The sequence below is a fragment of the Streptomyces sp. UC4497 genome (assembly GCF_054871485.1).
Window position 1 is genome coordinate 157623 of record NZ_JBTYHB010000013.1, and the last position, 20340, is coordinate 177962.

General features: G+C 71.0%; 24 protein-coding genes. 13 read left to right on the forward strand and 11 right to left on the reverse strand.

Going from position 1 to position 20340, the window contains the following annotated elements; genetic code table 11:
- The first annotated feature begins 142 nt into the window (after positions 1–142).
- The 4 genes from ACYSUO_RS20400 to pgm all read left to right on the forward strand — a co-directional run bounded on the left by ACYSUO_RS20400 (position 143) and on the right by pgm (position 3931).
- Positions 143–268 carry a hypothetical protein gene (locus tag ACYSUO_RS20400; protein ID WP_461777602.1) on the forward strand — a complete coding sequence of 42 codons (126 nt, stop codon included), beginning with the start codon at positions 143–145 and terminating at the stop codon, positions 266–268.
- A gap of 98 nt (positions 269–366) precedes the next feature.
- Positions 367–1401, forward strand: coding sequence for an aldo/keto reductase (locus ACYSUO_RS20405; protein ID WP_461777603.1), 1035 nt, complete (start codon positions 367–369; stop codon positions 1399–1401).
- 62 nt (positions 1402–1463) lie between these two features.
- Positions 1464–2210 (forward strand): Clp protease N-terminal domain-containing protein, encoded by a 747-nt coding sequence (locus ACYSUO_RS20410; protein ID WP_461777604.1) that lies wholly within the window; start codon positions 1464–1466, stop codon positions 2208–2210.
- Between the two features lie 86 nt (positions 2211–2296).
- Positions 2297–3931, forward strand: coding sequence for a phosphoglucomutase (alpha-D-glucose-1,6-bisphosphate-dependent) (pgm, locus tag ACYSUO_RS20415; RefSeq protein ID WP_461777605.1), 1635 nt, complete (start codon positions 2297–2299; stop codon positions 3929–3931).
- 3 nt (positions 3932–3934) lie between these two features.
- Here the strand turns inward: pgm and ACYSUO_RS20420 are convergent, their stop codons facing one another.
- Positions 3935–4621, reverse strand: coding sequence for a phosphonatase-like hydrolase (locus tag ACYSUO_RS20420; RefSeq protein WP_461777606.1), 687 nt, complete (start codon positions 4619–4621; stop codon positions 3935–3937).
- Positions 4618–5406 (reverse strand): GntR family transcriptional regulator, encoded by a 789-nt coding sequence (locus tag ACYSUO_RS20425; protein WP_461777607.1) that lies wholly within the window; start codon positions 5404–5406, stop codon positions 4618–4620. Before ACYSUO_RS20425 ends, ACYSUO_RS20420 begins: the two co-directional genes overlap by 4 nt.
- A gap of 127 nt (positions 5407–5533) precedes the next feature.
- On the opposite strand from ACYSUO_RS20425, the gene ACYSUO_RS20430 reads away from it, so the two are divergent.
- The 3 genes from ACYSUO_RS20430 to ACYSUO_RS20440 all read left to right on the forward strand — a co-directional run bounded on the left by ACYSUO_RS20430 (position 5534) and on the right by ACYSUO_RS20440 (position 9345).
- Positions 5534–6721: a TIGR03364 family FAD-dependent oxidoreductase gene (locus ACYSUO_RS20430; protein ID WP_461777608.1), complete on the forward strand. Its 1188-nt coding sequence runs from the start codon at positions 5534–5536 to the stop codon at positions 6719–6721.
- A gap of 261 nt (positions 6722–6982) precedes the next feature.
- Complete coding sequence (asnB, locus tag ACYSUO_RS20435; protein ID WP_461777609.1) at positions 6983–8821, forward strand: asparagine synthase (glutamine-hydrolyzing); 1839 nt, start codon at positions 6983–6985, stop codon at positions 8819–8821.
- 134 nt (positions 8822–8955) lie between these two features.
- A complete protein-coding gene (locus ACYSUO_RS20440) occupies positions 8956–9345 on the forward strand; it encodes a VOC family protein (protein ID WP_461777610.1) in 390 nt (129 codons plus the stop codon).
- 60 nt (positions 9346–9405) lie between these two features.
- Here the strand turns inward: ACYSUO_RS20440 and ACYSUO_RS20445 are convergent, their stop codons facing one another.
- From ACYSUO_RS20445 to ACYSUO_RS20455, 3 genes are all read right to left on the reverse strand, one after another.
- Positions 9406–9750 carry a VOC family protein gene (locus ACYSUO_RS20445; RefSeq protein ID WP_461777611.1) on the reverse strand — a complete coding sequence of 115 codons (345 nt, stop codon included), beginning with the start codon at positions 9748–9750 and terminating at the stop codon, positions 9406–9408.
- A 106-nt stretch (positions 9751–9856) separates the two neighbouring features.
- Positions 9857–10093: a hypothetical protein gene (locus ACYSUO_RS20450; RefSeq protein ID WP_426895843.1), complete on the reverse strand. Its 237-nt coding sequence runs from the start codon at positions 10091–10093 to the stop codon at positions 9857–9859.
- A gap of 74 nt (positions 10094–10167) precedes the next feature.
- The gene (locus tag ACYSUO_RS20455) at positions 10168–10704 is read right to left on the reverse strand and encodes an SRPBCC family protein (protein ID WP_461777612.1); all 537 of its coding nucleotides are present in this window, start codon (positions 10702–10704) and stop codon (positions 10168–10170) included.
- Between the two features lie 147 nt (positions 10705–10851).
- Here ACYSUO_RS20455 and ACYSUO_RS20460 point away from each other — a divergent pair, with 147 nt between their 5' ends.
- Positions 10852–11823 (forward strand): glutathione S-transferase family protein, encoded by a 972-nt coding sequence (locus tag ACYSUO_RS20460; RefSeq protein ID WP_461777613.1) that lies wholly within the window; start codon positions 10852–10854, stop codon positions 11821–11823.
- A 37-nt stretch (positions 11824–11860) separates the two neighbouring features.
- Positions 11861–13009 carry a dihydrofolate reductase family protein gene (locus ACYSUO_RS20465; RefSeq protein ID WP_461777614.1) on the forward strand — a complete coding sequence of 383 codons (1149 nt, stop codon included), beginning with the start codon at positions 11861–11863 and terminating at the stop codon, positions 13007–13009.
- Here the strand turns inward: ACYSUO_RS20465 and ACYSUO_RS20470 are convergent.
- Positions 12923–13882: a DMT family transporter gene (locus ACYSUO_RS20470; RefSeq protein ID WP_461777615.1), complete on the reverse strand. Its 960-nt coding sequence runs from the start codon at positions 13880–13882 to the stop codon at positions 12923–12925. The two genes, ACYSUO_RS20465 and ACYSUO_RS20470, sit on opposite strands and share 87 nt — an antisense overlap.
- A 95-nt stretch (positions 13883–13977) precedes the next feature.
- Here ACYSUO_RS20470 and ACYSUO_RS20475 point away from each other — a divergent pair, with 95 nt between their 5' ends.
- Genes ACYSUO_RS20475 through ACYSUO_RS20485 form a run of 3 tightly spaced genes read left to right on the forward strand, consistent with a single transcriptional unit; the run spans position 13978 to position 15756 of the window.
- Positions 13978–14598, forward strand: a complete 621-nt coding sequence (locus ACYSUO_RS20475; RefSeq protein ID WP_461777616.1) for a TetR/AcrR family transcriptional regulator — start codon at positions 13978–13980, stop codon at positions 14596–14598.
- The gene (locus ACYSUO_RS20480; RefSeq protein WP_461777617.1) at positions 14595–15032 is read left to right on the forward strand and encodes a protein-tyrosine phosphatase family protein; all 438 of its coding nucleotides are present in this window, start codon (positions 14595–14597) and stop codon (positions 15030–15032) included. The genes ACYSUO_RS20475 and ACYSUO_RS20480 overlap by 4 nt, the downstream gene beginning before the upstream one ends.
- A gap of 55 nt (positions 15033–15087) precedes the next feature.
- Positions 15088–15756 (forward strand): DUF4230 domain-containing protein, encoded by a 669-nt coding sequence (locus ACYSUO_RS20485; protein WP_461777618.1) that lies wholly within the window; start codon positions 15088–15090, stop codon positions 15754–15756.
- A 31-nt stretch (positions 15757–15787) separates the two neighbouring features.
- Here ACYSUO_RS20485 and ACYSUO_RS20490 read toward each other — a convergent pair whose 3' ends face one another.
- From ACYSUO_RS20490 to ACYSUO_RS20505, 4 genes are all read right to left on the reverse strand, one after another.
- Positions 15788–16528: an alpha/beta hydrolase gene (locus tag ACYSUO_RS20490; RefSeq protein ID WP_461777619.1), complete on the reverse strand. Its 741-nt coding sequence runs from the start codon at positions 16526–16528 to the stop codon at positions 15788–15790.
- Between the two features lie 139 nt (positions 16529–16667).
- Positions 16668–17543, reverse strand: a complete 876-nt coding sequence (locus ACYSUO_RS20495; protein WP_461777620.1) for a PhzF family phenazine biosynthesis protein — start codon at positions 17541–17543, stop codon at positions 16668–16670.
- An 85-nt stretch (positions 17544–17628) separates the two neighbouring features.
- The gene (locus tag ACYSUO_RS20500) at positions 17629–18000 is read right to left on the reverse strand and encodes a hypothetical protein (protein WP_461777621.1); all 372 of its coding nucleotides are present in this window, start codon (positions 17998–18000) and stop codon (positions 17629–17631) included.
- A gap of 73 nt (positions 18001–18073) precedes the next feature.
- Positions 18074–18877: a putative protein N(5)-glutamine methyltransferase gene (locus tag ACYSUO_RS20505; RefSeq protein WP_461777622.1), complete on the reverse strand. Its 804-nt coding sequence runs from the start codon at positions 18875–18877 to the stop codon at positions 18074–18076.
- 273 nt (positions 18878–19150) lie between these two features.
- On the opposite strand from ACYSUO_RS20505, the gene ACYSUO_RS20510 reads away from it, so the two are divergent.
- On the forward strand, positions 19151–19876 hold the full coding sequence (locus ACYSUO_RS20510; RefSeq protein WP_461777623.1) for a 2OG-Fe(II) oxygenase: 726 nt from the start codon (positions 19151–19153) through the stop codon (positions 19874–19876).
- Positions 19877–19915: 39 nt separating this feature from the next.
- Here ACYSUO_RS20510 and ACYSUO_RS20515 read toward each other — a convergent pair whose 3' ends face one another.
- The gene (locus ACYSUO_RS20515) at positions 19916–20311 is read right to left on the reverse strand and encodes a nuclear transport factor 2 family protein (protein ID WP_461777624.1); all 396 of its coding nucleotides are present in this window, start codon (positions 20309–20311) and stop codon (positions 19916–19918) included.
- Positions 20312–20340: the final 29 nt, after the last annotated feature.

Below are 20340 nucleotides of genomic sequence, written 5' to 3' on the forward strand. Positions count from 1 at the left end.
TTCCCGCCCAGGAGCCACCATCATCGAGGGCGCGCCGTCCGCCGGCGCTGCATGTGATGACGACGAACCGGGTGCTGTCGGGCGCCCACGACGGGTTAGCCACCTGCGACGTCACCACCTGTCCCCAGGTAGCCCCGACGCGGTGGTCGAGCTGCTGGCGCCGTACGCGCCCGCGCTCTCGGTGTTCGACGTGTTTCTCGAGCGCCTGCTCGGCGAGAGCAAGCGGACCCCGTACCCGGCCGAGGGGATCGCGGAGATCCAGAGCTGACCAGAACTAAAGGAACCCTGGTTCCATTACTCGCCACTCCTTGCTACTGTTGCGGCACGCACTAACGGGACATCGAACCCATTAACAGGGAGATCGCCATGGAGTACCGACAGTTGGGGACGTCCGGACTCAAGGTTCCGGCGTTGAGCTTTGGGGCCGGGACCTTCGGTGGGCGTGGCCCGCTGTTTTCCGCGTGGGGTACCGCCGGGATCGACGAGGCGCGGCGCATGGTGGATCTGAGCCTGGAGCACGGCGTGACCTTGTTCGACACGGCCGATGTCTATTCGGACGGGGCGTCGGAGGAAGTACTCGGTGCGGCGCTCAAGGGGCGGCGCGATCGGGCGCTCATCTCGACCAAGGCCGCACTGCCGACCGGCGAGGGACCGTACGACGCCGGAGTGTCACGGTCGCGGCTGGTCGCGTCCGTCGACGCCGCGCTGCGGCGCCTCGACACCGACCACATCGACCTGTTCCAGCTGCACGCGTACGACGCGAGCACGCCGGTCGAGGAGGTTCTCGCCACGCTCGAGGATCTCGTGCGCGCCGGCAAGGTCCGTTACACCGGTGTCTCCAACTACGCGGGCTGGCAGCTGATGAAGGGGCTCGCCGAGGCGGACAAGCACGGGCGGCCACGGTTCGCCGCGCACCAGGTGTACTACTCGCTCGCCGGCCGGGACTACGAGTGGGAGTTGATGCCGCTCGCCGAGGAGGAGGGCGTGGGCGCCGTGGTGTGGAGTCCGCTCGGCTGGGGGCGACTCACCGGCAGGATTCGGCGCGGGCAGCCGTTGCCCGCCGACAGCAGGCTGCACCAGACGGCACAGTTCGGGCCACCCATCGAGGACGAGCATCTCTATCGCGTCATGGACGCGCTCGACGAGGTCGCGGAGGAGACCGGGAAGGCGATCCCACAGATCGCCATCAACTGGCTGCTGCGCCGGCCCACCGTCTCCACCGTGTTGATCGGGGCGCGGAACGAGGAGCAGCTGATGCAGAACCTGGGGGCCATCGGCTGGGAGCTCACCCCGGAGCAGGTGGCGAAGCTGGATGCGGCGAGTGAGGTCAAGGCCCCCTATCCGTACTACCCGTACCGGACCCAGGACGGGTTCCGGCAGCTGAATCCGCCGGCCGTGTGAGACACGAACCGGGGTGTCAACTCGTAGTTGACAGCCCCGCACTGTCAACCTACGGTTGCATCATGACGCAGCCAACCGACGCGAACGTCCGCCTCGACGACCTGATCGCAGCCATCAAGAAGGTCCACCCCGACGCACTCGACCAACTCCAGGACGCCGTCATCGCGGCGGACCACCTCGGCGAAGTGGCCGACCACCTGATCGGCCACTTCGTCGACCAGGCCCGCCGCTCCGGCGCCTCCTGGACGGACATCGGCAAGAGCATGGGCGTCACCCGGCAGGCGGCGCAGAAGCGCTTCGTGCCCAAGGGCGACGAGAAGCCCATCGACCCGAGCGAGGGCTTCAACCGGTACACGGTGCGCGCCCGCAACGTCGTGGTGGGCGCCCAGAACGAGGCCCGCGCCGCGAACAACGCGAACATCACCCCGGCGCACCTCGTGCTCGGCCTGCTGATGGAGCCGGAGGCCCTCGCCGCGAAGGCGATCCTCGCGCAGGACGTCTCGCTCGACACCGTGCGCGAGGCCGCGAAGGCGGCCCTCCCGGACGCGTCCGAGGACATGCCCGCCCTCGTGCCGTTCGACGCCGACGCCAAGAAGGCCCTGGAACTGACGTTCCGGGAGGCGCTGCGCCTGGGCCACAACTACATCGGCACCGAGCACATCCTGCTCGCACTCCTGGAGCACGAGAACGGATCCGGCCTGCTCACCGGGCTCGGCATCGACAAGGACAAGGTCGAGTCGCAGGTCCTCGCGACCCTCGCGGAGATCGTGAAGAACCAGCAGGAGTCCCAGGAGCCCGAGGAGGACTGAGAGTTCCCTGTCAGTCCTCCACCCCGAACTGTCTCCCATCTGTGCCGCCTACTTTCCTTCATAGGCGCAGGTGGGAGACTGCTTCCATGACTGCTGAGCGCTCAGGAACCCCCGCCCTGCCGGGCGATCTCATCGACGTCGACGCGCTGATCGAGGCGTACTACACGCGCGAGCCCGACGTCACGCGCCCCGAGCAGCGCGTCGTCTTCGGCACGAGTGGCCATCGCGGCTCCAGCCTCGACGGAGCCTTCAACGAGAAGCACATCGCCGCGATCACCCAGGCGATCGTCGAGCACCGCACCGCGGAGGGCATCACCGGCCCGCTCTTCATCGGCCCGGACACGCACGCCCTGTCGCAGCCCGCCCTGAAGACCGCCCTCGGTGTCCTCGCCGCGCACGGCGTACGGGTGCTGGCCGACGCGCACGAGGACTTCGTGCCGACGCCCGCGCTCAGCCACGCGATCCTGCGCTGGAACCGCGGCAAGGCCGACGGCGCCGGCGACCGCGCCGACGGCATCGTCATCACGCCGAGCCACAACCCGCCCCGCGACGGCGGCTTCAAGTACAACCCTCCGCACGGCGGCCCCGCCGACTCCACCACCACCTCGTGGATCGCCGATCGCGCCAACGAGCTGCTGGAGGACGCCAGTTGGACGCCGCGCACCGTCGAAGAGCCGGCCTGGGAGCCGTACGACTTCCGTGAGCGCTACGTCGAGGATCTCAAGGACATCATCGACATCGACGCCATCCGCGCCTCCGGCGTGCGGGTCGGCGCCGATCCACTGGGCGGCGCGAGCGTGCACTACTGGGCGCGCATCGCCGAGATGTACGGGCTCGACCTGACCGTGGTGAACCCGGACACCGATCCGACGTGGCGTTTCATGACGCTCGACTGGGACGGCAAGATCCGGATGGACCCGTCGTCCGCACCCGCGATGGCCTCGGTGCTCGCACGCCGCGACGAGTACGACCTGCTGACCGGCAACGACGCGGACGCCGACCGGCACGGCATCGTCACCCCGGACGCGGGCCTGATGAACCCGAACCACTATCTGGCCGTCGCCATCCACTACTTGTTCAGCCACAGGGACCGGTGGTCGGCGTCCGCGGCCATCGGCAAGACGCTCGTGTCGTCCGCCGTCATCGACCGGATCGCCGCCACCCTCGGCCGCGAACTCGTCGAAGTCCCCGTCGGATTCAAGTGGTTCGTGCCAGGTCTGGTCGACGGTTCGGTGGCGTTCGGCGGCGAGGAGAGCGCCGGGGCGAGCTTCGTCCGCAAGGACGGCAGCGTCTGGACCACCGACAAGGACGGCATCCTGCTCGCCCTGCTGGCCGCCGAGATCACCGCCGTCACCGGTAAGACGCCTTCCGTGTACTACGCCGAACTCGCCGCCGAGCACGGCGCGTCGGGCGCCGCCTACGCCCGCATCGACGCCAAGGCGACGAAGGAGCAGAAGGCCCGCCTCGCGAAGCTGACCGGCGACGCGATCACCGCCGACACCCTCGCGGGCGAGCCGATCACGGCCCGGCTGTCCGAGGCTCCGGGCAACGGCGCGGCCATCGGGGGCGTCAAGGTCACCACCGAGAACGCATGGTTCGCGGCCCGGCCCAGCGGCACGGAGGACGTCTACAAGATCTACGCCGAGTCGTTCCACGGCGCCGAGCACCTCGCCCAGGTGCAGAGCGAGGCGCAGGCGATCGTGGACGCGGCGCTCAGCTGACGTTCAGGTGCTCTGGGTCTCGGCAATGCCGGGGAGGCCGGCGACGCCGTCCAACACATAGCTGTGCGGGTGGAGTTCGAGCTGCTCACGGGTGAGCTGTCCCGTGAGCACGCCCACCACGACAGCCGCGCCCGCGTTGAACCCGGCCTCCATGTCGACGACCGTGTCGCCGGCCACGAGGACCTTGCGCACGTCGACGACGCCCGTCTTCTCCATCGCGCGCTGGATCATGTACGGCGCGGGTCGGCCGCGGGGCACCTCGTCGGAGGTGACGACCGCGTCGAGGTTGCCGCCCTCTTCGGTGGACCAGCCGAGCGAGTCGAGCAGCGGCAGTGCCACGTCCGCGCTGAAGCCGGTGGTGAGGGCGACCTTGATGCCGCGGGCGCGCAGCTCTTCAAGTGCCTTGTCCGCGTGGGCTATCGGCTCCGGAGGCTGCTTGGCGTAGCTCTCGCGCAGGTACGCGCGGAACTCCGCGTACTGTCGCTCGACCAGCTCCGCGTCGGGCGTGCCGCCGCCGATGCGGACGAGCGCGGCGATGGCCTCGCGCTTGTCGGTGCCCATCCAGGTCTGCAGGTCGACCGGGTCGACGCGGACGCCGGTGGACTCGACGGCGTGCCGCAGCGCGTCGTACACGGCCCCGTGCTCGTCGATGGTGGTGCCTGCCATGTCGAAGACGGCGAGTTCGATCACTGGGCTTCCTCACGTGTGATGCGGGTGTCTGCGGTGCCGCCGCGGGCCGCGACGGTGCGGCCGTCCATGGTGTTCTCGATGGTGAAGGTGGCCATGGACGGCAGATAGCGGTCGTCCGCGTACTCGACGGGCCTGCCGTCGCCGGTGTAGGCCAACCTCCGTACGCGCAGCAGGGGTTGGCCGGGGTCGACGCCGAGTAGCTCGGCGTCCTGCGGGTCCGCCGCGACGGCGTCGATGGTGTGCCGGGCGCGGTCCAGGTCGACGCCGCACGAGGTCAGGGCGTCGTAGACCGAGCCCTCGTCCGGGTCGAACACGAACAGGTGCAGGCCGACGTCGAGGACGAACGTGGACCGCTCGACCATCGCGGGCACCCCGTCGAGGTGGCGCAGCCGGACGAGATCGACGCCCGGCGCGCCCTCGTCGAGGCCCAGGCGCGCGGCGGCCTCGGGGCTCGCGCGGCGCCGGGCCACCTCCACGGTGTGCTGGCCCGGGGTCCGTCCGATCGACTCGGCCCACTGCGTGAACGACATCAGCGAGGCGAACGGCTGCGAGGGCGTGACCCTGCGGGCGACGGGCGGTTTGCCGCGTCCGCCGACCAGATGGCCGTCTGCCCGCAGCTGCGCGAGCGCCTGTCGCACCGGGCCGCGCGAGGTCCCGAACTCCTCGCACAGCTGGGCCTCGCTCGGCACGGGCGCCCCTTCGGGCCACTCCCCCGACTCGATACGTCGCCGGAACTCGGTGCCGAGCCGCTGGTGCAGCGGCCCCTCCTCGCTACTTGTCTTCACAAGTCGAGTTTCGCAGCCCGGATACACACGCGGCAAGAGCGCACCTGGCGCACAGCTGGTAAACAACGAGGAAACTTGTATAGACAACGCTTGCGGGTGACGGCGGGCGGTCCGCAGTCTTGGTGTCATGAACAACGCATCAGCGCCATCCACCGCACTCCCCTCCGGCCGCAGCGACCTCGTCGTGGTCGGTGCCGGCATCGTCGGCCTCGCCCACGCCTTCGAGGCGGTGCGCCGGGGCCTCAGCGTCACGGTGGTCGAGCGGGACCGGCGGCCCGTGGGCGCGTCCGTGCGCAACTTCGGCCACTGTTGCGTCACGGCGCAGCGCGGCGAACTCCTCGACCTCGCGCTGCGCTCACGCTCCGGCTGGGTGGACGCCGCCAAGTCGGCCGGACTGTGGGCACCGGAGGCGGGCGCGCTCGTGGTGGCCCGGTCGGCGACCGAGCTGGCGGTCCTGGAGGAGCTGCGGGACGAGCGCGGCACGGACGCGGTGCGGCTGCGCACGCGCGACGAGGTGGGCGAGGCACTCGGCCGCTCAGCGGAGGAGCGCGAGGACCTGGCCGGCGGCGCGCTACTGCCCGCGGACCTGCGGGTGAACCCGCGCGAGGCGGCGCCGCGGCTCGCTGACTGGCTGGCCGAGCAGCCCGGCGTGACCATCGCCTGGGGCACGAACGTGCTCGGCGTGGAGTCCGGCACGGTGCACACCAGTCGGGGGCCGGTGCACGGGGACCGGATCCTGCTCTGCGTCGGCCACGACCTGGACCGCCTGTACCCGGCGGAGGCCGAGGCGCACGGCATCGAACGCTGCCGACTGTCGATGGCCCGGGTCGCGGCGCCCGACGCCTTCCGCACGGACTCGGCGGTCCTGACCGCGACATCGATGCTGCGCTACGACGGCTTCACGGCGATGCCGTCCGCCGACCGGCTGCGCGCCGAGGTCACCGCGCACAGCCCCGAACTCCTGGACGTGGTCGCCAACGTGATGTTCACACGGCTGCCCGACGGCACGGTCCTGGTCGGCGACTCGCACGCGTACGACGCGACGGAGATCCCGTTCCAGGACGAGGCGACGGCGGAACTGCTGCTGCGCGAGGCCTCCCGCGTCCTGGGCGTCCCCTCGGTGCGGGTCACCGAACGCTGGCAGGGCGTGTACGCGAGCAGCGCCCGCGGACCGCTGCTCGTACGCGATGTGGCGCCGGGCGTCCGGGCGCTCTCGGTGACGTCGGGGATCGGCATGACACTGTCGTTCGGGCTCGCGGCGGCGACGTTCGACGGGTCACTTGCTGAGACGACGTCGAGCCCGGCGCAGTATTGATCAATTCTTTGCCTGTGGCCGGATCACACTGGTAGCCCAGGGCAACTTTTCGCAAGGAGCCGCCGCCGCAAGGGATTTGCGAAGGGGATCATTCCGCTTGGCGTGACGACCGGCGGCCGAAACCGCTCGGTCGGACACCTCCGGCACGTTACGGACGCATTGACCCACCCCACCTCCATGTCACACGCTCGAAACATAGATGCCGTGTACAACTTGTTGCCCCGGTTGGCCACGGCCGTACGGCGAGCAGGAGGAAGCGTTATGTGTGGCATCACCGGCTGGGTTTCCTTCGACCGTGACCTGCGGGCCTCGGCCGAGACATTGAATGCAATGACCCAGACCATGGAGTGCCGCGGTCCCGACGACCGCGGCACCTGGATCGAGGGCCCCGCGGCGCTCGGTCACCGCAGGCTCGCCATCATCGACCTGCCGGGCGGCCGGCAGCCCATGACCGTCGAGACACCGGACGGAAACGTCGCCATGGTGTACTCGGGTGAGACGTACAACTACACCGAGCTCCGCGCCGAACTGGCGGCCCTCGGCCACGAGTTCCGCACGGACTCGGACACCGAGGTGGTGCTGCACGGCTACCTCGAGTGGGGCGAGGAACTGCCCGAGCGGCTCAACGGCATGTACGCGTTCGCCATCTGGGACGGCCGCACCGACAAGCTCGTCATGATCCGCGACCGAATGGGCATCAAGCCCTTCTACTTCTACGAGACGCCGGACGGCGTGCTGTTCGGCTCCGAGCCCAAGGCGATCCTCGCCAATCCGCTCGCGGCGCGCCGTGTCACCCTCGACGGCCTGCGCGAGTTGTTCACGTTCGTGAAGACTCCGGGGCACGCCGTGTGGGACGGGATGAACGAGGTGGTGCCGGGCACGGTCGTCACCGTCGACCGTCGGGGGCTGCGGCAGCGCGCGTACTGGACGCTGGAGACGAAGCCGCACACCGACGACCAGGAAACGACCATCGCCAGGGTGCGCGAGCTGCTCGACGACATCGTGCGCCGTCAGCTCGTCTCCGACGTGCCGCGCTGCACGCTCCTGTCGGGCGGTCTCGACTCCTCCGCGATGACGGCGATCGCCGCCCAGCAGCTGGCCGGCCAGGAGACGGTGCGCAGCTTCGCCGTCGACTTCCTCGGCCAGGCCGAGAACTTCGTCGCCGACGAGCTGCGCGGCACGCCCGACACCCCCTTCGTGCACGACGTGGCGCAGGCATCGGGGACCGACCACCAGGACATCGTGCTCGACTCGAACGCGCTCGCCGACCCCGAGGTGCGCGCCCGCGTCATCCGGGCGCGCGACATCCCGGCGGGGCTCGGCGACATGGACGCCTCCCTGTACCTGCTGTTCAAGGCGATCCGCGAGCACTCGACGGTCGCCCTGTCCGGCGAGTCCGCGGACGAGGTCTTCGGCGGCTACCTCCAGTTCTTCGACGAGGAGGCCCGGGGCGCGGAGGCGTTCCCGTGGCTGGTCAGCATGGGCAAGCACATCGGTGACGACTCGGACGTGATCAGGCCCGAGCTCACCAAGCGGCTCGACCTGGAGGGGTACACCGCCGACAGCTACGCCGAAGCGGTACGCGACATCGAGCGCCTGGAGGGCGAGAGCGACTTCGAGTACCGGATGCGCCGCATCTGCTACCTGCACCTGACCCGCTTCGTGCGCGTCCTGCTCGACCGCAAGGACCGGGCGAGCATGGCGGTCGGCCTCGAGGTGCGGGTCCCGTTCTGCGACCACCGGCTCGTCGAGTACGTCTACAACACGCCGTGGGCGCTGAAGTCGTTCGACGGGCGTGAGAAGAGCCTGCTGCGCGAGGCGACGGCGGACGTGCTGCCGACGTCGGTGTACGACCGGGTCAAGAGCCCGTACCCGTCGACGCAGGATCCGAAGTACGCGCTCGCGCTGCAGGAGCACGCCAAGGACCTGCTCGCGAAGCCCTCGCACCGGGTCTTCGAGATCGTCGACAGGGACCGGCTCAGTGCCGCCGCCCACCGCGAGACCCCGCAGATCACGCAGGCCTCGCGGCGCGGCCTGGAGCGCACCCTGGACCTGGCGCTCTGGCTCGACATGTACGACCCGGAACTGGTCCTCGACTGACGCCGGCGCCGAAGCCGGAAAGGGACTGGCCCCGGGCCCGGCCCCGTGTCTAAGATCCCGGACAGCATCGCGTGCCGGTCACCGACCGGGTGAGGCATGGAGGTGCCGGAGTTGCCTTCTGGAGGCAATCCACCATGGCAGTTCAGCTCAATCACACCATCGTCCACTCCCGGGACAACCGGGAGTCCGCCGAGTTCCTCGCGCACATCCTGGGGCTCGAAGCGGGCGATGCATGGGGCCCGTTCATCCCGCTCGACCTGAGCAACGGCGTGACCCTGGACTTCGCGACGATCCCCGCCGAGTCCATCGTCACGCAGCACTACGCCTTCCTCGTCACCGAGGAGGAGTTCGACGGGATCTTCGGGCGCATCAAGGACGCGGGGCTCACGTACTACGCCGATCCGCACCGCAAGCAGCCGGGCGAGATCAACCACAACGACGGGGGGCGTGGCGTGTACTTCATGGACCCCGCGAACCACGGCATGGAAGTGATCACGCGCCCCTACGGGGGCGGTGACCAGTAGCACGGGATCGGGTGGGGCCGTGGCCTTCGGGCCGCGGCCCCACCGCTCGTCGTCGTCCGCTCAGCTGTCCTGCAGCACCCCGAAGACGTTTCCGTCCGCGTCCTTCAGCGATGCGATCCGGCGGCCCGGGCCGACCTCCGTGACGTCCTGGATGACCTCGGCACCGGACTCGACCAGGGACTTGACCATCCCCTCGATGTCGTCGACGGTCCAGTAGCCCACGGGTCCTGTCATGCCCTGCTGGTGCCCGTTCGGATTCAGGCCGAAGTGCTGTCCCGCCACGTCATAGCCCACGTAGTACGCCTCGTCGGAGGACGGCTCCACGCCGAGCAGCTTGGTGTAGACGGCCTTGGCGGCGGCGAGGTCCCGGACGGGGGCGATGATCGTTTGCTGACCGCTGGTCATGGAGTACTCCTTCACTCGTTACGTGACTCTCGCTGCTACGACCCGCGCCACGGCGGATGTGTGACGGCTTCCGGAAAGAAATTCCGGAAGCGTTCCCCGGCCGGGCTCAGCCGAAGTTCGTCACATCCAGAAACAGGAACACCGTTCCGACGACGAACGCCGCGATGCCGAGCGCACCGAGGGCGAGCGCCGTCCGCCTGGCCGGGCGGCAGACCGCCTCGGCCTCCTCCTGCCGGACCGAAGCCCCGCACGGGAGCGCCGCAAGACCGTAGGTCACCAGTCCCGCGGTACCGACCGTGAGGCCGAGTCCGAGCCACGTCACACTCGCGGACATAAAGGACATGCGTCCGATTTTGCGCCCGTTCGTGGGATCCCGCTATTCAGACGGTGACCGTGTGCACACGCGGTGCGGCCGCCTCAGGACGCCTCGTCCAGACCGGGCACGGGCGCGCCGGAGGGGAAGCCGGCCGCCGTGTAGGCGTCGTACAGCTCTTTCCACGGCGGCGTCGCTCCCGTGTGGCCCTCGGACAGGGGCTCGCCGCGGTCGGCCGCGTCGAGGGCGAGCAGACAGACCTCCCAGCCCGCCGCGTTGCGCGCCGCGGTGTCCGCGGTCACCAGCACGTTGGTGAGCGTCAGGTGCGTGCCGCCGTCGCCGCGCTCCTCCAGGTCGTACTGCAGCTCGTCGCCTCCCCACATGAAGGAGAAGTGGCGCGGGGGCTCGGCGGCGACGACCGTGCCCTCGGACTCCGGCATGTTCGGATCGCCGAAGAAGCGGATCGTCGCGCCGGGGCTCAGCTCGCCCACCTCGAACTGGGACGGGAACCAGTGCGCGAGGTCGGCCGGGTCGGTGACATAGCGCCAGACGCGGTCGATCGGCTTCTCGTACGTGCGGGTGAACCGGACGGCGGGACGGCCGTCGTCCAGAGTGAGGTAGCTGCCGGTCGTGGTCGTCATGCCTGCGCCTTCCATGCCATCTCGGTCAGTGCTCACTCCGAGCCTCTCATCGGGCACCGACAGCCGCCTCCGCCGCGGTGGTGCGCGGGCCGTTCCTCGGGCAGGCTCGGGGCGCACGATCGTGTCCGACCCCGGAGGGAGACCCACGTGCCCGGCAACGCCTCGTACGGCAAGAAGGCCTTCAAACGGTCCCGCAGTCATTTCACCGACCGGATCACCGCCGACGGTCGGGACGGCTGGCCGGTGGAGGCGGGCCGCTACCGGCTCGTCGTGAGCAAGGCCTGTCCCTGGGCGAGCCGCGCCCTGGTGGTGCGCCGCCTCCTCGGCCTGGAGGACGCGCTGTCGCTCGCGGTCGCCGACCCGATCCAGGACGACCGCAGTTGGCGCTTCACGCTCGACCCGGACGACCGCGATCCGGTGCTCGGCATCCGCTTCCTCAGTGAGGCGTACGACGCGCGGGAGACCGGGTATCCGGGCGGCGTCAGCGTGCCCGCGATCGTCGACGTACCGTCCGGGAAGCTCGTCACCAACGACTACCAGCAGCTGACGCTCGACCTGGAGACCGAGTGGACGGCGCTGCACCGGGACGGCGCGCCCGACCTGTATCCGGAGCCGCTGCGCGACGAGATCGACGAGGTGATGGAGGGCATCTACCGGGACGTCAACAACGGCGTGTACCGGGCCGGATTCGCCAGCGAGCAGGACGCGTACGAGGAGGCGTACGGGGACGTGTTCGCCAGGCTCGACACGGTGTCGCGGCGGCTCGCCGGCCAGCGGTATCTCGTCGGCGACACGATCACGGAGGCGGACGTCCGGCTCTTCACGACGCTGGTCCGCTTCGACGCCGTCTACCACGGCCACTTCAAGTGCAACCGCAACAAGCTGGCCGAGGACCCGGTCCTGTGGGCGTACGCGCGGGATCTGTTCCAGACACCCGGCTTCGGGGACACGGTCGACTTCGACCACATCAAGCGGCACTACTACCAGGTGCACACCGGCATCAACCCCACGCGGATCGTGCCGCTCGGCCCGGACCCGTCCGGCTGGCTCGCCCCGCACGGCCGCGAGAAGCTGGGCGGGCGCCCCTTCGGGGACGGCACGCCGCCGGTGTCTCGATAGGGTCGGGGCGTACGTTCCGCCCGGTCACGGAGTCGCCATGTCCCGCCCCCACGTGTTGTTGTCCGCCGCGGTGTCGCTCGACGGATGCCTCGACGACACCGGCCCCGAGCGGCTCCTGCTCTCGGGGGCGGAGGACTTCGAGCGGGTGGACGCGGTGCGGGCGGCGAGCGACGCGATCCTCGTCGGGGCGGGGACGCTGCGCGCGGACCGGCCCCGGCTGCTCGTCAATTCGCCGCAGCGGCGCGCCAAGCGGGTCGACGACGGGCTGCCCGCCTACCCGTTGAGGGTGGCGGTCACCGCCTCGGGGGACCTGGATCCGGGTGACCCGTTCTGGACGACGGGTGGCGAACGGCTCGTCTACACGACCGAGTCGGGCGCCACGCTCGCCCGCACGCGCGTGGGTGGCGCTGCGGACGTGGTGGCGCTCGGCCGGCACCTGGACTGGGCGGCGCTCCTCGACGACCTCGGCACGCGCGGCGTGCGGCGGCTGCTCGTCGAGGGCGGCGCGCGCGTGCACACGCAGCTGCTGCAGCTGGGGCTCGCGGACGAACTGCGGCTCGCCGTCGCCCCGTTGGTGGTCGGCGAGCCGGGCGCGCCCCGCCTGTTCGGGCCCGGTTCCTACCCGGGCGGGCCGCGCAGCCGGATGCGGGTACTCGCCACGGAGCGGGTCGGGGACGTGATCGTCACCCGGTACGCGCCGACCGTCCCGGGCCCCGGCGCGGCGGCCACCGCGGCGGACCGGCACTGGCTGCGGCTGGCCTGTGAACTGGCCTCCGAGTGCCCGCCGTCGCGGACCGCGTTCAGCGTCGGCGCCGTGGTCGTCGCGGACGACGGCACGGAGCTGGCGCGCGGTTACTCGCGCGAGGGCGAGGACCCGGTGGTGCACGCCGAGGAGTCCGCGCTCGGCAAGCTCGCCGCCGACGACCCGCGCCTCGCCACGGCCACCGTCTACAGCAGCCTGGAGCCGTGCGCCCACCGGGCCTCGCGGCCGAAGCCGTGCGCCCGGCTCATCGTCGACGCGGGGGTGCGCCGCGTGGTGACGGCGTGGCGGGAGCCGGACACGTTCGTGCCCGGCGCCGACGGGATCGGGGTGCTCGCGTCAGCGGGCGTCACCGTGGTGGAGGTCCCGGAGCTGGCCGACGCGGCCGTGCTCCCCAACCGCCACCTGGTCGCGGCCGCTCCGTAGCGGGTACGCGCGCGTACCGAGCCGCACGACCACGACGGCCGCGAGGCCGAGGACGAGCCCCAGCGCGGTGCGTATCCCGAAGGGCTCGCCGAACATCAGCGCTCCCCACACGGCGGTGACGGGCGCCATCAGGAACATCAACGTGTTGACCTGCGTGAGGCCGCCGCGCCGCAGCACGATCCAGTAGAGGCCGTAGCCGCCGAACGTCGACAGGCCGACGAGCCAGGCGATCGAGCCCCAGAAGGACGGCGCGGCGGGCGGCGCGGCCTCGCCGAGCGCGACGGCGAGTCCGCTGAAGACGACGGCGCTGGTGGCGCAGTGCACGGTCAGCGCGACCATCGGCTCGACCCGGGTGCGCGAGCGGCTCTCCACGAAGGTGGCCGCGACCAGCGACAACATGCCGAGGAACGGGACGCCGTACGCCCACCACGGGACGCCGGTGACGGCGCCGGCGTCGGCCGTGGTGACGACGACGACCCCGGCAAGACCCAGGCACAGGCCCAGCCACTGCCGCCCGGTGACGTACTGCCGCAGCAGCGGTCCGGCGAGGGCGCCCGCGACCAGGGGCTGGGTGCCGTCGATGAGGGCGGTCGTGCCGCTGGAGACGCCGAGTTGGATGGCGTAGTAGACGGTCAGCAGGTAGCCGCTCTGCGAGAGGGCGCCGATGACGACCTGCCGTCCGACGGCGCGCCTGCCGAGCCCGCGCCATCGCTTCCTGCCGGCTGCCGCCGCGACGGCGCCGAGGACCAGCGCCAGCGGCAGGAACCGCCACATCAGCGTGGTCACGGCGCTCGCGTCGCCGGCGCCGAGCTTGGCTCCGATGAAGCCGGAGCTCCAGGTCAGGACGAATCCGATGGACAGAAGGACGTTCATGGCGCGGCCACCGCCTCGCGTGATCGGGTTCAAGTGCAGAGGTATACAGATCTGTCTACCTGGCTCCACTATACAGATCGGTATACCCTGGAGGCATGCGTACGACGACGAACCCCGCCCCGCCGGCCGTCGACCCGGACCGGCCCGACCTCACACCGGCCGCGCGCAAGGTCCTCGCGACCGCCTCGCGGCTGTTCTACGAGCGCGGCATCCACGCGGTCGGCGTGGATCTGATCGCGGCGGAGTCGGGCGTCACGAAGAAGACGCTCTACGACCGCTTCGGCTCCAAGGAGCAGATCGTCGTCGACTACCTGGCGACCCGCGACGCCCGCTGGCGCGCCTACCTCGCCGGCCACCACGAGGACGCCGAACTCTCCCCCACCGAGCGGGTGCTGGCCGTTTTCGACGCCTCCCAGGAGTGGATGCGCGCCAACAGCGGCAAGGGCTGCAGCATGGTCAACGCGCACGCGGAGATCAGCGACCCCGCGCACCCCGCGTACGCGGTGATCACCGGCCAGAAGCGGTGGATGCTGGAGCTGTTCACCCGGCTCGCGGGCGACGTGGCGCCGGACTCCGCAAGGGAGTTGGGGCGTTCGCTGATGCTGTTGCACGAGGGCGCGCTGGTCTCGGACGGACTGGATGTGTTCCCGGACGCCTTCGGCCGGGCGCGCAGGATGGCGGCGTTCCTGCTGTCGGCGGCGAAGGACGCGCGGTGACGGCCGGGGCGTGGGAGGCCGGGGCGCCGGGTGTGCTGCGGCTGCCTTCGGGGCGGCTCGTGCGCGGCAGGGGGCTGCGTGATCCACTGCCCGCCGGTCCCCCGCCGACGTACGGCATCTACCTCCTGGGCGCCGAACCCCCGCCCACGGACTGGGAGTCGACGTGGCTGCGCTGGCCCGACTTCCGGCTGCCCGCCGACCGCGCACGCGCGCGTGCCGTGTTCGCCGAGGCGTGGCGGCGCTGCGCGGACGAGCGGGTGGAGTTGGCGTGCGCAGGCGGGCGCGGCCGTACGGGAACGGCGCTCGCGTGTCTAGCGGTGCTGGACGGAGTACCGGCCGACAGGGCCGTCACCTACGTACGCGAGCACTACGCGCGTGGGGCGGTTGAGACGCCGTGGCAGAAGCGGTACGTACGGCGGTTCGCCGCTTCTTGAAAAGGGCATGATCAGCGCTTCCCGTGGCATTTGGTAGTCATGGGAAGGAGGCCCCATGACGCCGAGGACCGCACTGCCCCGTTGGGCGAGGGTCGCGCGAATCCCCCTGTGGACGAAGGCGGCGCTCGCGCTGTTCGTCGTACTGGCGGTCGTGTGCACCGGACTGAGCATGGTGCACCGCCTTGACGACATGTTCGGCAGCGAGACGCACGACCGCTCGGGGCCCGCGCTGCTCAAGTCCGTACGGGACATGAGCCGTTACGAAGCCGCGGCCGGGAACTACCAGGTGGTCGTCGACCTGGACAAGGACTCCAAGTTTCTCCCGGACGCCATCCAGGGCACGCGCACGCTGTACATCGGCGCGGGCACGGTCAACTCGTATGTGGACCTGGGCAAGCTCGGCCCGGGCGATGTGCGGGTGAACGACAAGCGCACGTCCGCGACGCTGCGCCTGCCCCACGCCCGGCTCGCCAAGCCCACTCTCGACACGGACCGCTCGTACGCCGTGGCGAAGCAGCGCGGCCTGCTCGACCGGCTCGGTGACGTCTTCTCCGACAATCCGGGCGATGAGCGGGCGGTGCGCCAGCTCGCCGCCCGACACATCGGCGAGGCCGCGCGGGACAGCAAGCTGACGGGCCGCGCCGAGCGGAACACGACGGAGATGTTGAGCGGCCTGCTGCACTCCCTGGGGTTCCGCGACGTGAAGGTCACCTACGGGACGTGACCAGTACGGGACGTGACCAGCCGGTTAGCCCCTAGCGCAGGTGCCGGGCGAAGAACCCGGCCGCGTCCTCTCCTGCGGACTGCGGGACGCCCGTGTGTCCGCCCATGTTGGCGAGCAGCGTCTTCTCCTTGGAGCCGAAGGCGTCGAACAGGTCCAGGGCGGCCTGCCGGTCGTTCCCCTCGTCGTCCCACTGCAACAGGACATGCAGCGGAATGGTGACCCGGCGGGCCTCCTCGAACATGGTGCGGGGCACGAAGCTGCCGGCGAAGAGGCCGGCGGCCACGATGCGCGGCTCGACCACCGCCAGCCGGACACCGATGGAGATCACGCCTCCCGAGTACGCGACCGGACCGCCGATCTCGGGCAGTGCCAGCAGGGCGTCGAGGGCGGCCCGCCATTCCGGGACCGCCTGATCGACGAGCGGGAGGATGACGGCGTCGATGATCTCGTCGCCGACCGGCTCGCTGGCCTGCAAGGTCCGGCGCAGGTCGGCGCGGGCCTCGTCGACGGCGGCCAGGCGGGGCCGGTCACCGCTCCCGGGGAGCTCGATGGTGACCGCGGCGAAGCCCTCCGCCGCGGAGCGCCGGGCCCGGGCCGCGAGGCGGGGGTACATCTTCCGCAGCCCGAGCGGCGGGTGGCCGAGCAGGATGAGCGGGACCGGTGCGGACGCCGAGGCGGATGCGGGCGTCCACAGGATGCCGGGGACGTCGCCGAGGGTGAACGCGCGCTCGACGACACCGTCGTCGAGGCGTTGTTCAGAGGTGAAGTGCATGGTCGTGCCTTTCGGGAGAGCTCAGGAACGGCGCTCCCGGACGACGACCTATCGCCCGACCGTGACCCCGGAGGAGAGCACCCATGTCGATTCGTTCACGGGTACCACCTCCTCGTTCTCTCCCACGGCCTCCGAAAGGCTAGCACTGGACCCGGACAGCCGCGCCGGACACCCGTACCCGAGGGTCCCCCGCACGCAGGTCGACCTCCAGCAGCGACGGGCGGCCCATGTCGTGGCCCTGGTGCAGCGTCAGGTGCGCGTCCTCGGGGACGAGGCCCAGTTCGCGGACGTACGCGCCGAAGGCGGCGGCCGCCGCGCCTGTGGCGGCGTCCTCCACGACGCCGCCGACCGGGAACGGGTCGCGCACGTGGAAGGTGGTCGCGTTCTCGCGCCACACCAGTTGCACGGTCGTCAGGTCGAGCCGGCGCATGAGGGTCAGCAGGGCGTCGAAGTCGTAGTCCAGATCGGCCAGCCGGTCACGGGTGGCGGCCGCGAGGACCAAGTGGCGCACGCCCGCGTAGGCGATCCTCGGGGGCAGCGCGGAGTCCAGATCGCCGGCCTGCCAGCCCAGGGCGGCGAGCGCCTCCCGCACGTCCTCCTGGGCCACGTCGTGCACGCTCGGTTCCACGCTGGTGAGCGTGGCCTTGAGGACGCCGTCCTCGCGGCGGACGGCGACCGGTACGCGTCCCGCCGCGGTGTGGAAGTCGAAGTCCCCGGTGCCGTAGTGCTCGCCGAGTGCGACCGCGGCGGCGACGGTGGCGTGGCCGCAGAAGTCGACCTCCGCCTTGGGGCTGAAGTACCGGAGCGTGAAGGACCGCTTGTCCTGCGGGTCGGGTCCCGGCGTGAGGAACGCGGACTCGGAGTAGCCGAGTTCGGCGGCGATCCCGACCATCTCTCGGTCACCGAGCGAGGCGGCGTCGAGTACGACACCGGCGCCGTTGCCGCCCTCGGGGCTCGTCGAGAACGCGGTGTAGTGCAGCACTTCGGAGGCCGGGGTCGGCGCGGTGTTCGTCATGGAGGCAGAGCCTTTCACACGGGCGGTGCTGTCCTGGGCACGGTCAACCTGACGAACATCCGCCGCCCCACGCCGAATTCCCCGGTCAGTGCCGTGTCGTCAGGCGCAGATGAAGCTCCTCCTCCTGGTCGCCGGAGGCGGCGGTCGCCTCGGTGACGGTGAACGCGGTCTCCAGTGCCCCGCGCACGCGGTCCAGGGCCTCGTGGCCGCCCTGGAGGTCCGCGGTGACCGTCCCGGTGAGGGGCTCCGCCTCGGAGGGCGCCGGCTGGGACGCGGTGTCCACCGTGGTGAGCCAGACCGTCGCGTCGCCGTCGGGGCGCTCGCTCGGTGCGCGGTCCGAGGGGAAGGCCGTGGACAGCACGCGCAGGGCCGCTTCGGCGTCCTGTGGTGTGCAGTCGCTGAGTGCCACGCCCACCACTGTGGGGGCGTAGCCGTGGACGGGAGTCGTGTCGGTCATGGTGGCTGCTCCCTCTGCGTCGCCGGTGTCCGGATCTTCCGGGTACCGGCGACTCGGCGGGTCAAACCCCAGGTCAGGAGATGCGCGTTCCGATGACGATCGTGGCGTACAGGTCCTCGTCGGCCACCACGCGCGCGTGCAGGCCCGCCGAGCGCACGGCCGCCTGGGCCGCGGCGGCCTGGCGCTCGCTCGTCTCGACGAAGAGATGTCCGCCGGGCGCGAGCCACTGCGGGGCCTCGCCCGCGACCCTGCGGAGCACGTCGAGGCCGTCGTGCCCGCCGTCGAGGGCGATGCGCCGCTCGTGTTCGCGGGCCTCGGGCGGCAGCAGCGGGACATCGCCCGTGGGGACGTACGGCCCGTTCGCCACCAGGGTATCGACGTGGCCCTTGAGGTCGGCGGGCAGCGGCCCGTACAGGTCGCCTTCGTGGACCTCGCCGCCGAGCGGGGCGAGGTTGCGGCGGGCGCAGCGCACGGCCGCGGGGTCCAGGTCGGCCGCGTACAGCCGGGACGGGCGGCGGCCGGCCAGGACGGCGGCCACGGCGCCCGTGCCGCAGCACAGGTCGACGACGACGGCGCCGGGCGGCATGTGGTCGAGGGCCTGTCGGGTCAGGAACTCGGTGCGGCGGCGCGGCACGAAGACGTTGGGGTCGACGGCGATGCGCAGCCCGCAGAACTCGGCCCAGCCGACGACGTGTTCCAGGGGCAGCCCGCTCGCGCGGCGCTCGACCATGGCCGCCAGTTCGGCGGCGTCGCGGGCGGTGGACAGCAGGATGCGCGCCTCGTCCTCGGCGAAGACACAGCCGGCGGCGCGCAGGGACTCGACCACCGACGTGGAATCGAGCGGAAGGGGGGAGCTGGGCGACGGGGAAAGCGTCATAAGGGGTGGCCTCTCGGGATGCCGAGGGGGCTCCCGGTCACCGGACGGCCGAGGCCTCGCTCAGCGCGAGCGGGCGGGGCGTACGGCGCGAGAAGGGAGCTCCCGACCTGACACAACGGTGATCGGACTCACCTCCTCGTTCCCTCGCGGTGCTGCACGGATCGCACACAGTACCGCACCGAACACCGCGTCCGATTGCCGCCAGCACACCGTGCCGGGACCGACGAGCCTGGAGTCCTCGCCGATACCGCCCACCTACGGAGATGCACAGCGATGACCGGCACCACCACCGCCCCGCACGCCCGGGTGGAGGCCCTCGACTGGCCCGCTCTGGGTGCGGAGCTCGACGCTTTCGGCCATGCCCTCACCCCTCGCCCGGTGCTCACCGCCGACGAGTGCCGGTCCGTCGCCGCGCTCTACGACGACGTGCAGCGGTTCCGGTCGACGATCGACATGGAGCGCTACCGGTTCGGCCGCGGCCAGTACCGCTACTTCGACCACCCGCTGCCCGAGCTCGTACGGGAGCTGCGCGCGGCGTTCTATCCGCGGCTGCTGCCCGTCGCCCAGGAGTGGGCGCGGCGCCTGAACAGGGCAGCGCCCTGGCCCGACACCCTCGACGCCTGGCTCGACCGGTGCCATGCGGCGGGCCAGAAGCGGCCGACGCCGATCCTGCTGCGCTACGGGCCCGGCGACTGGAACGCGCTGCACCGCGACATCTACGGGGAGTTGGTGTTTCCGCTCCAGGTCGTGATCGGACTGGACGAGCCGGGCGGCGACTTCACCGGCGGCGAGTTCCTGATGACCGAGCAGCGGGCGCGCGCCCAGTCGCGCGGTTACTCGACGACGCTGCTCCAGGGGCACGCTCTGGTGTTCACGACGCGTGACCGGCCGGTGCGCTCGGTGCGCGGCTGGTCGAACGGCCCGATGCGGCACGGCGTGAGCACGGTCCGCTCGGGCCGGCGCCACACGCTCGGGCTCGTGTTCCACGACGCGGAATGAGTATTGGCCTCGTGGACCGTGCGGTCGCCGCGGAGAGGCTCAGCGGGCCCCGGCCGGGTTGCGGGCCCCGGCCGGGTTGACGTCCTCGCCGAGGTACGTGCCGTACCCGTCGGTGACGAGCGGGCCGTCAAAGATGAGCACCTCGTTCACCAGACCGCCCTTCTGGTTGCGGTAGTTGATGACCAGGCTGTTCACACCGACGTAGCTGCCCACCACCTCGAACCTCAGGTCGGGGATGCGCCGCAGCCCTTCCGTCCAGTAGGCGCGCAGTGCGTCCTTGCCGCGCATGACCCCGTCACCGCCGAGCAGTTGGGCGGCCACGGGCGAGCGGAACGTCACGTCGTCCGCGAAGTGGGCCAGCAGTGCGTCGAGGTCGTGCGCGTTCCACGCCGTCACCCAGGAGTCGACGAACGTCCGTGCGGTCACATGATCCATGAGCGCATTATGGCGCCAAGCTGGGAGCC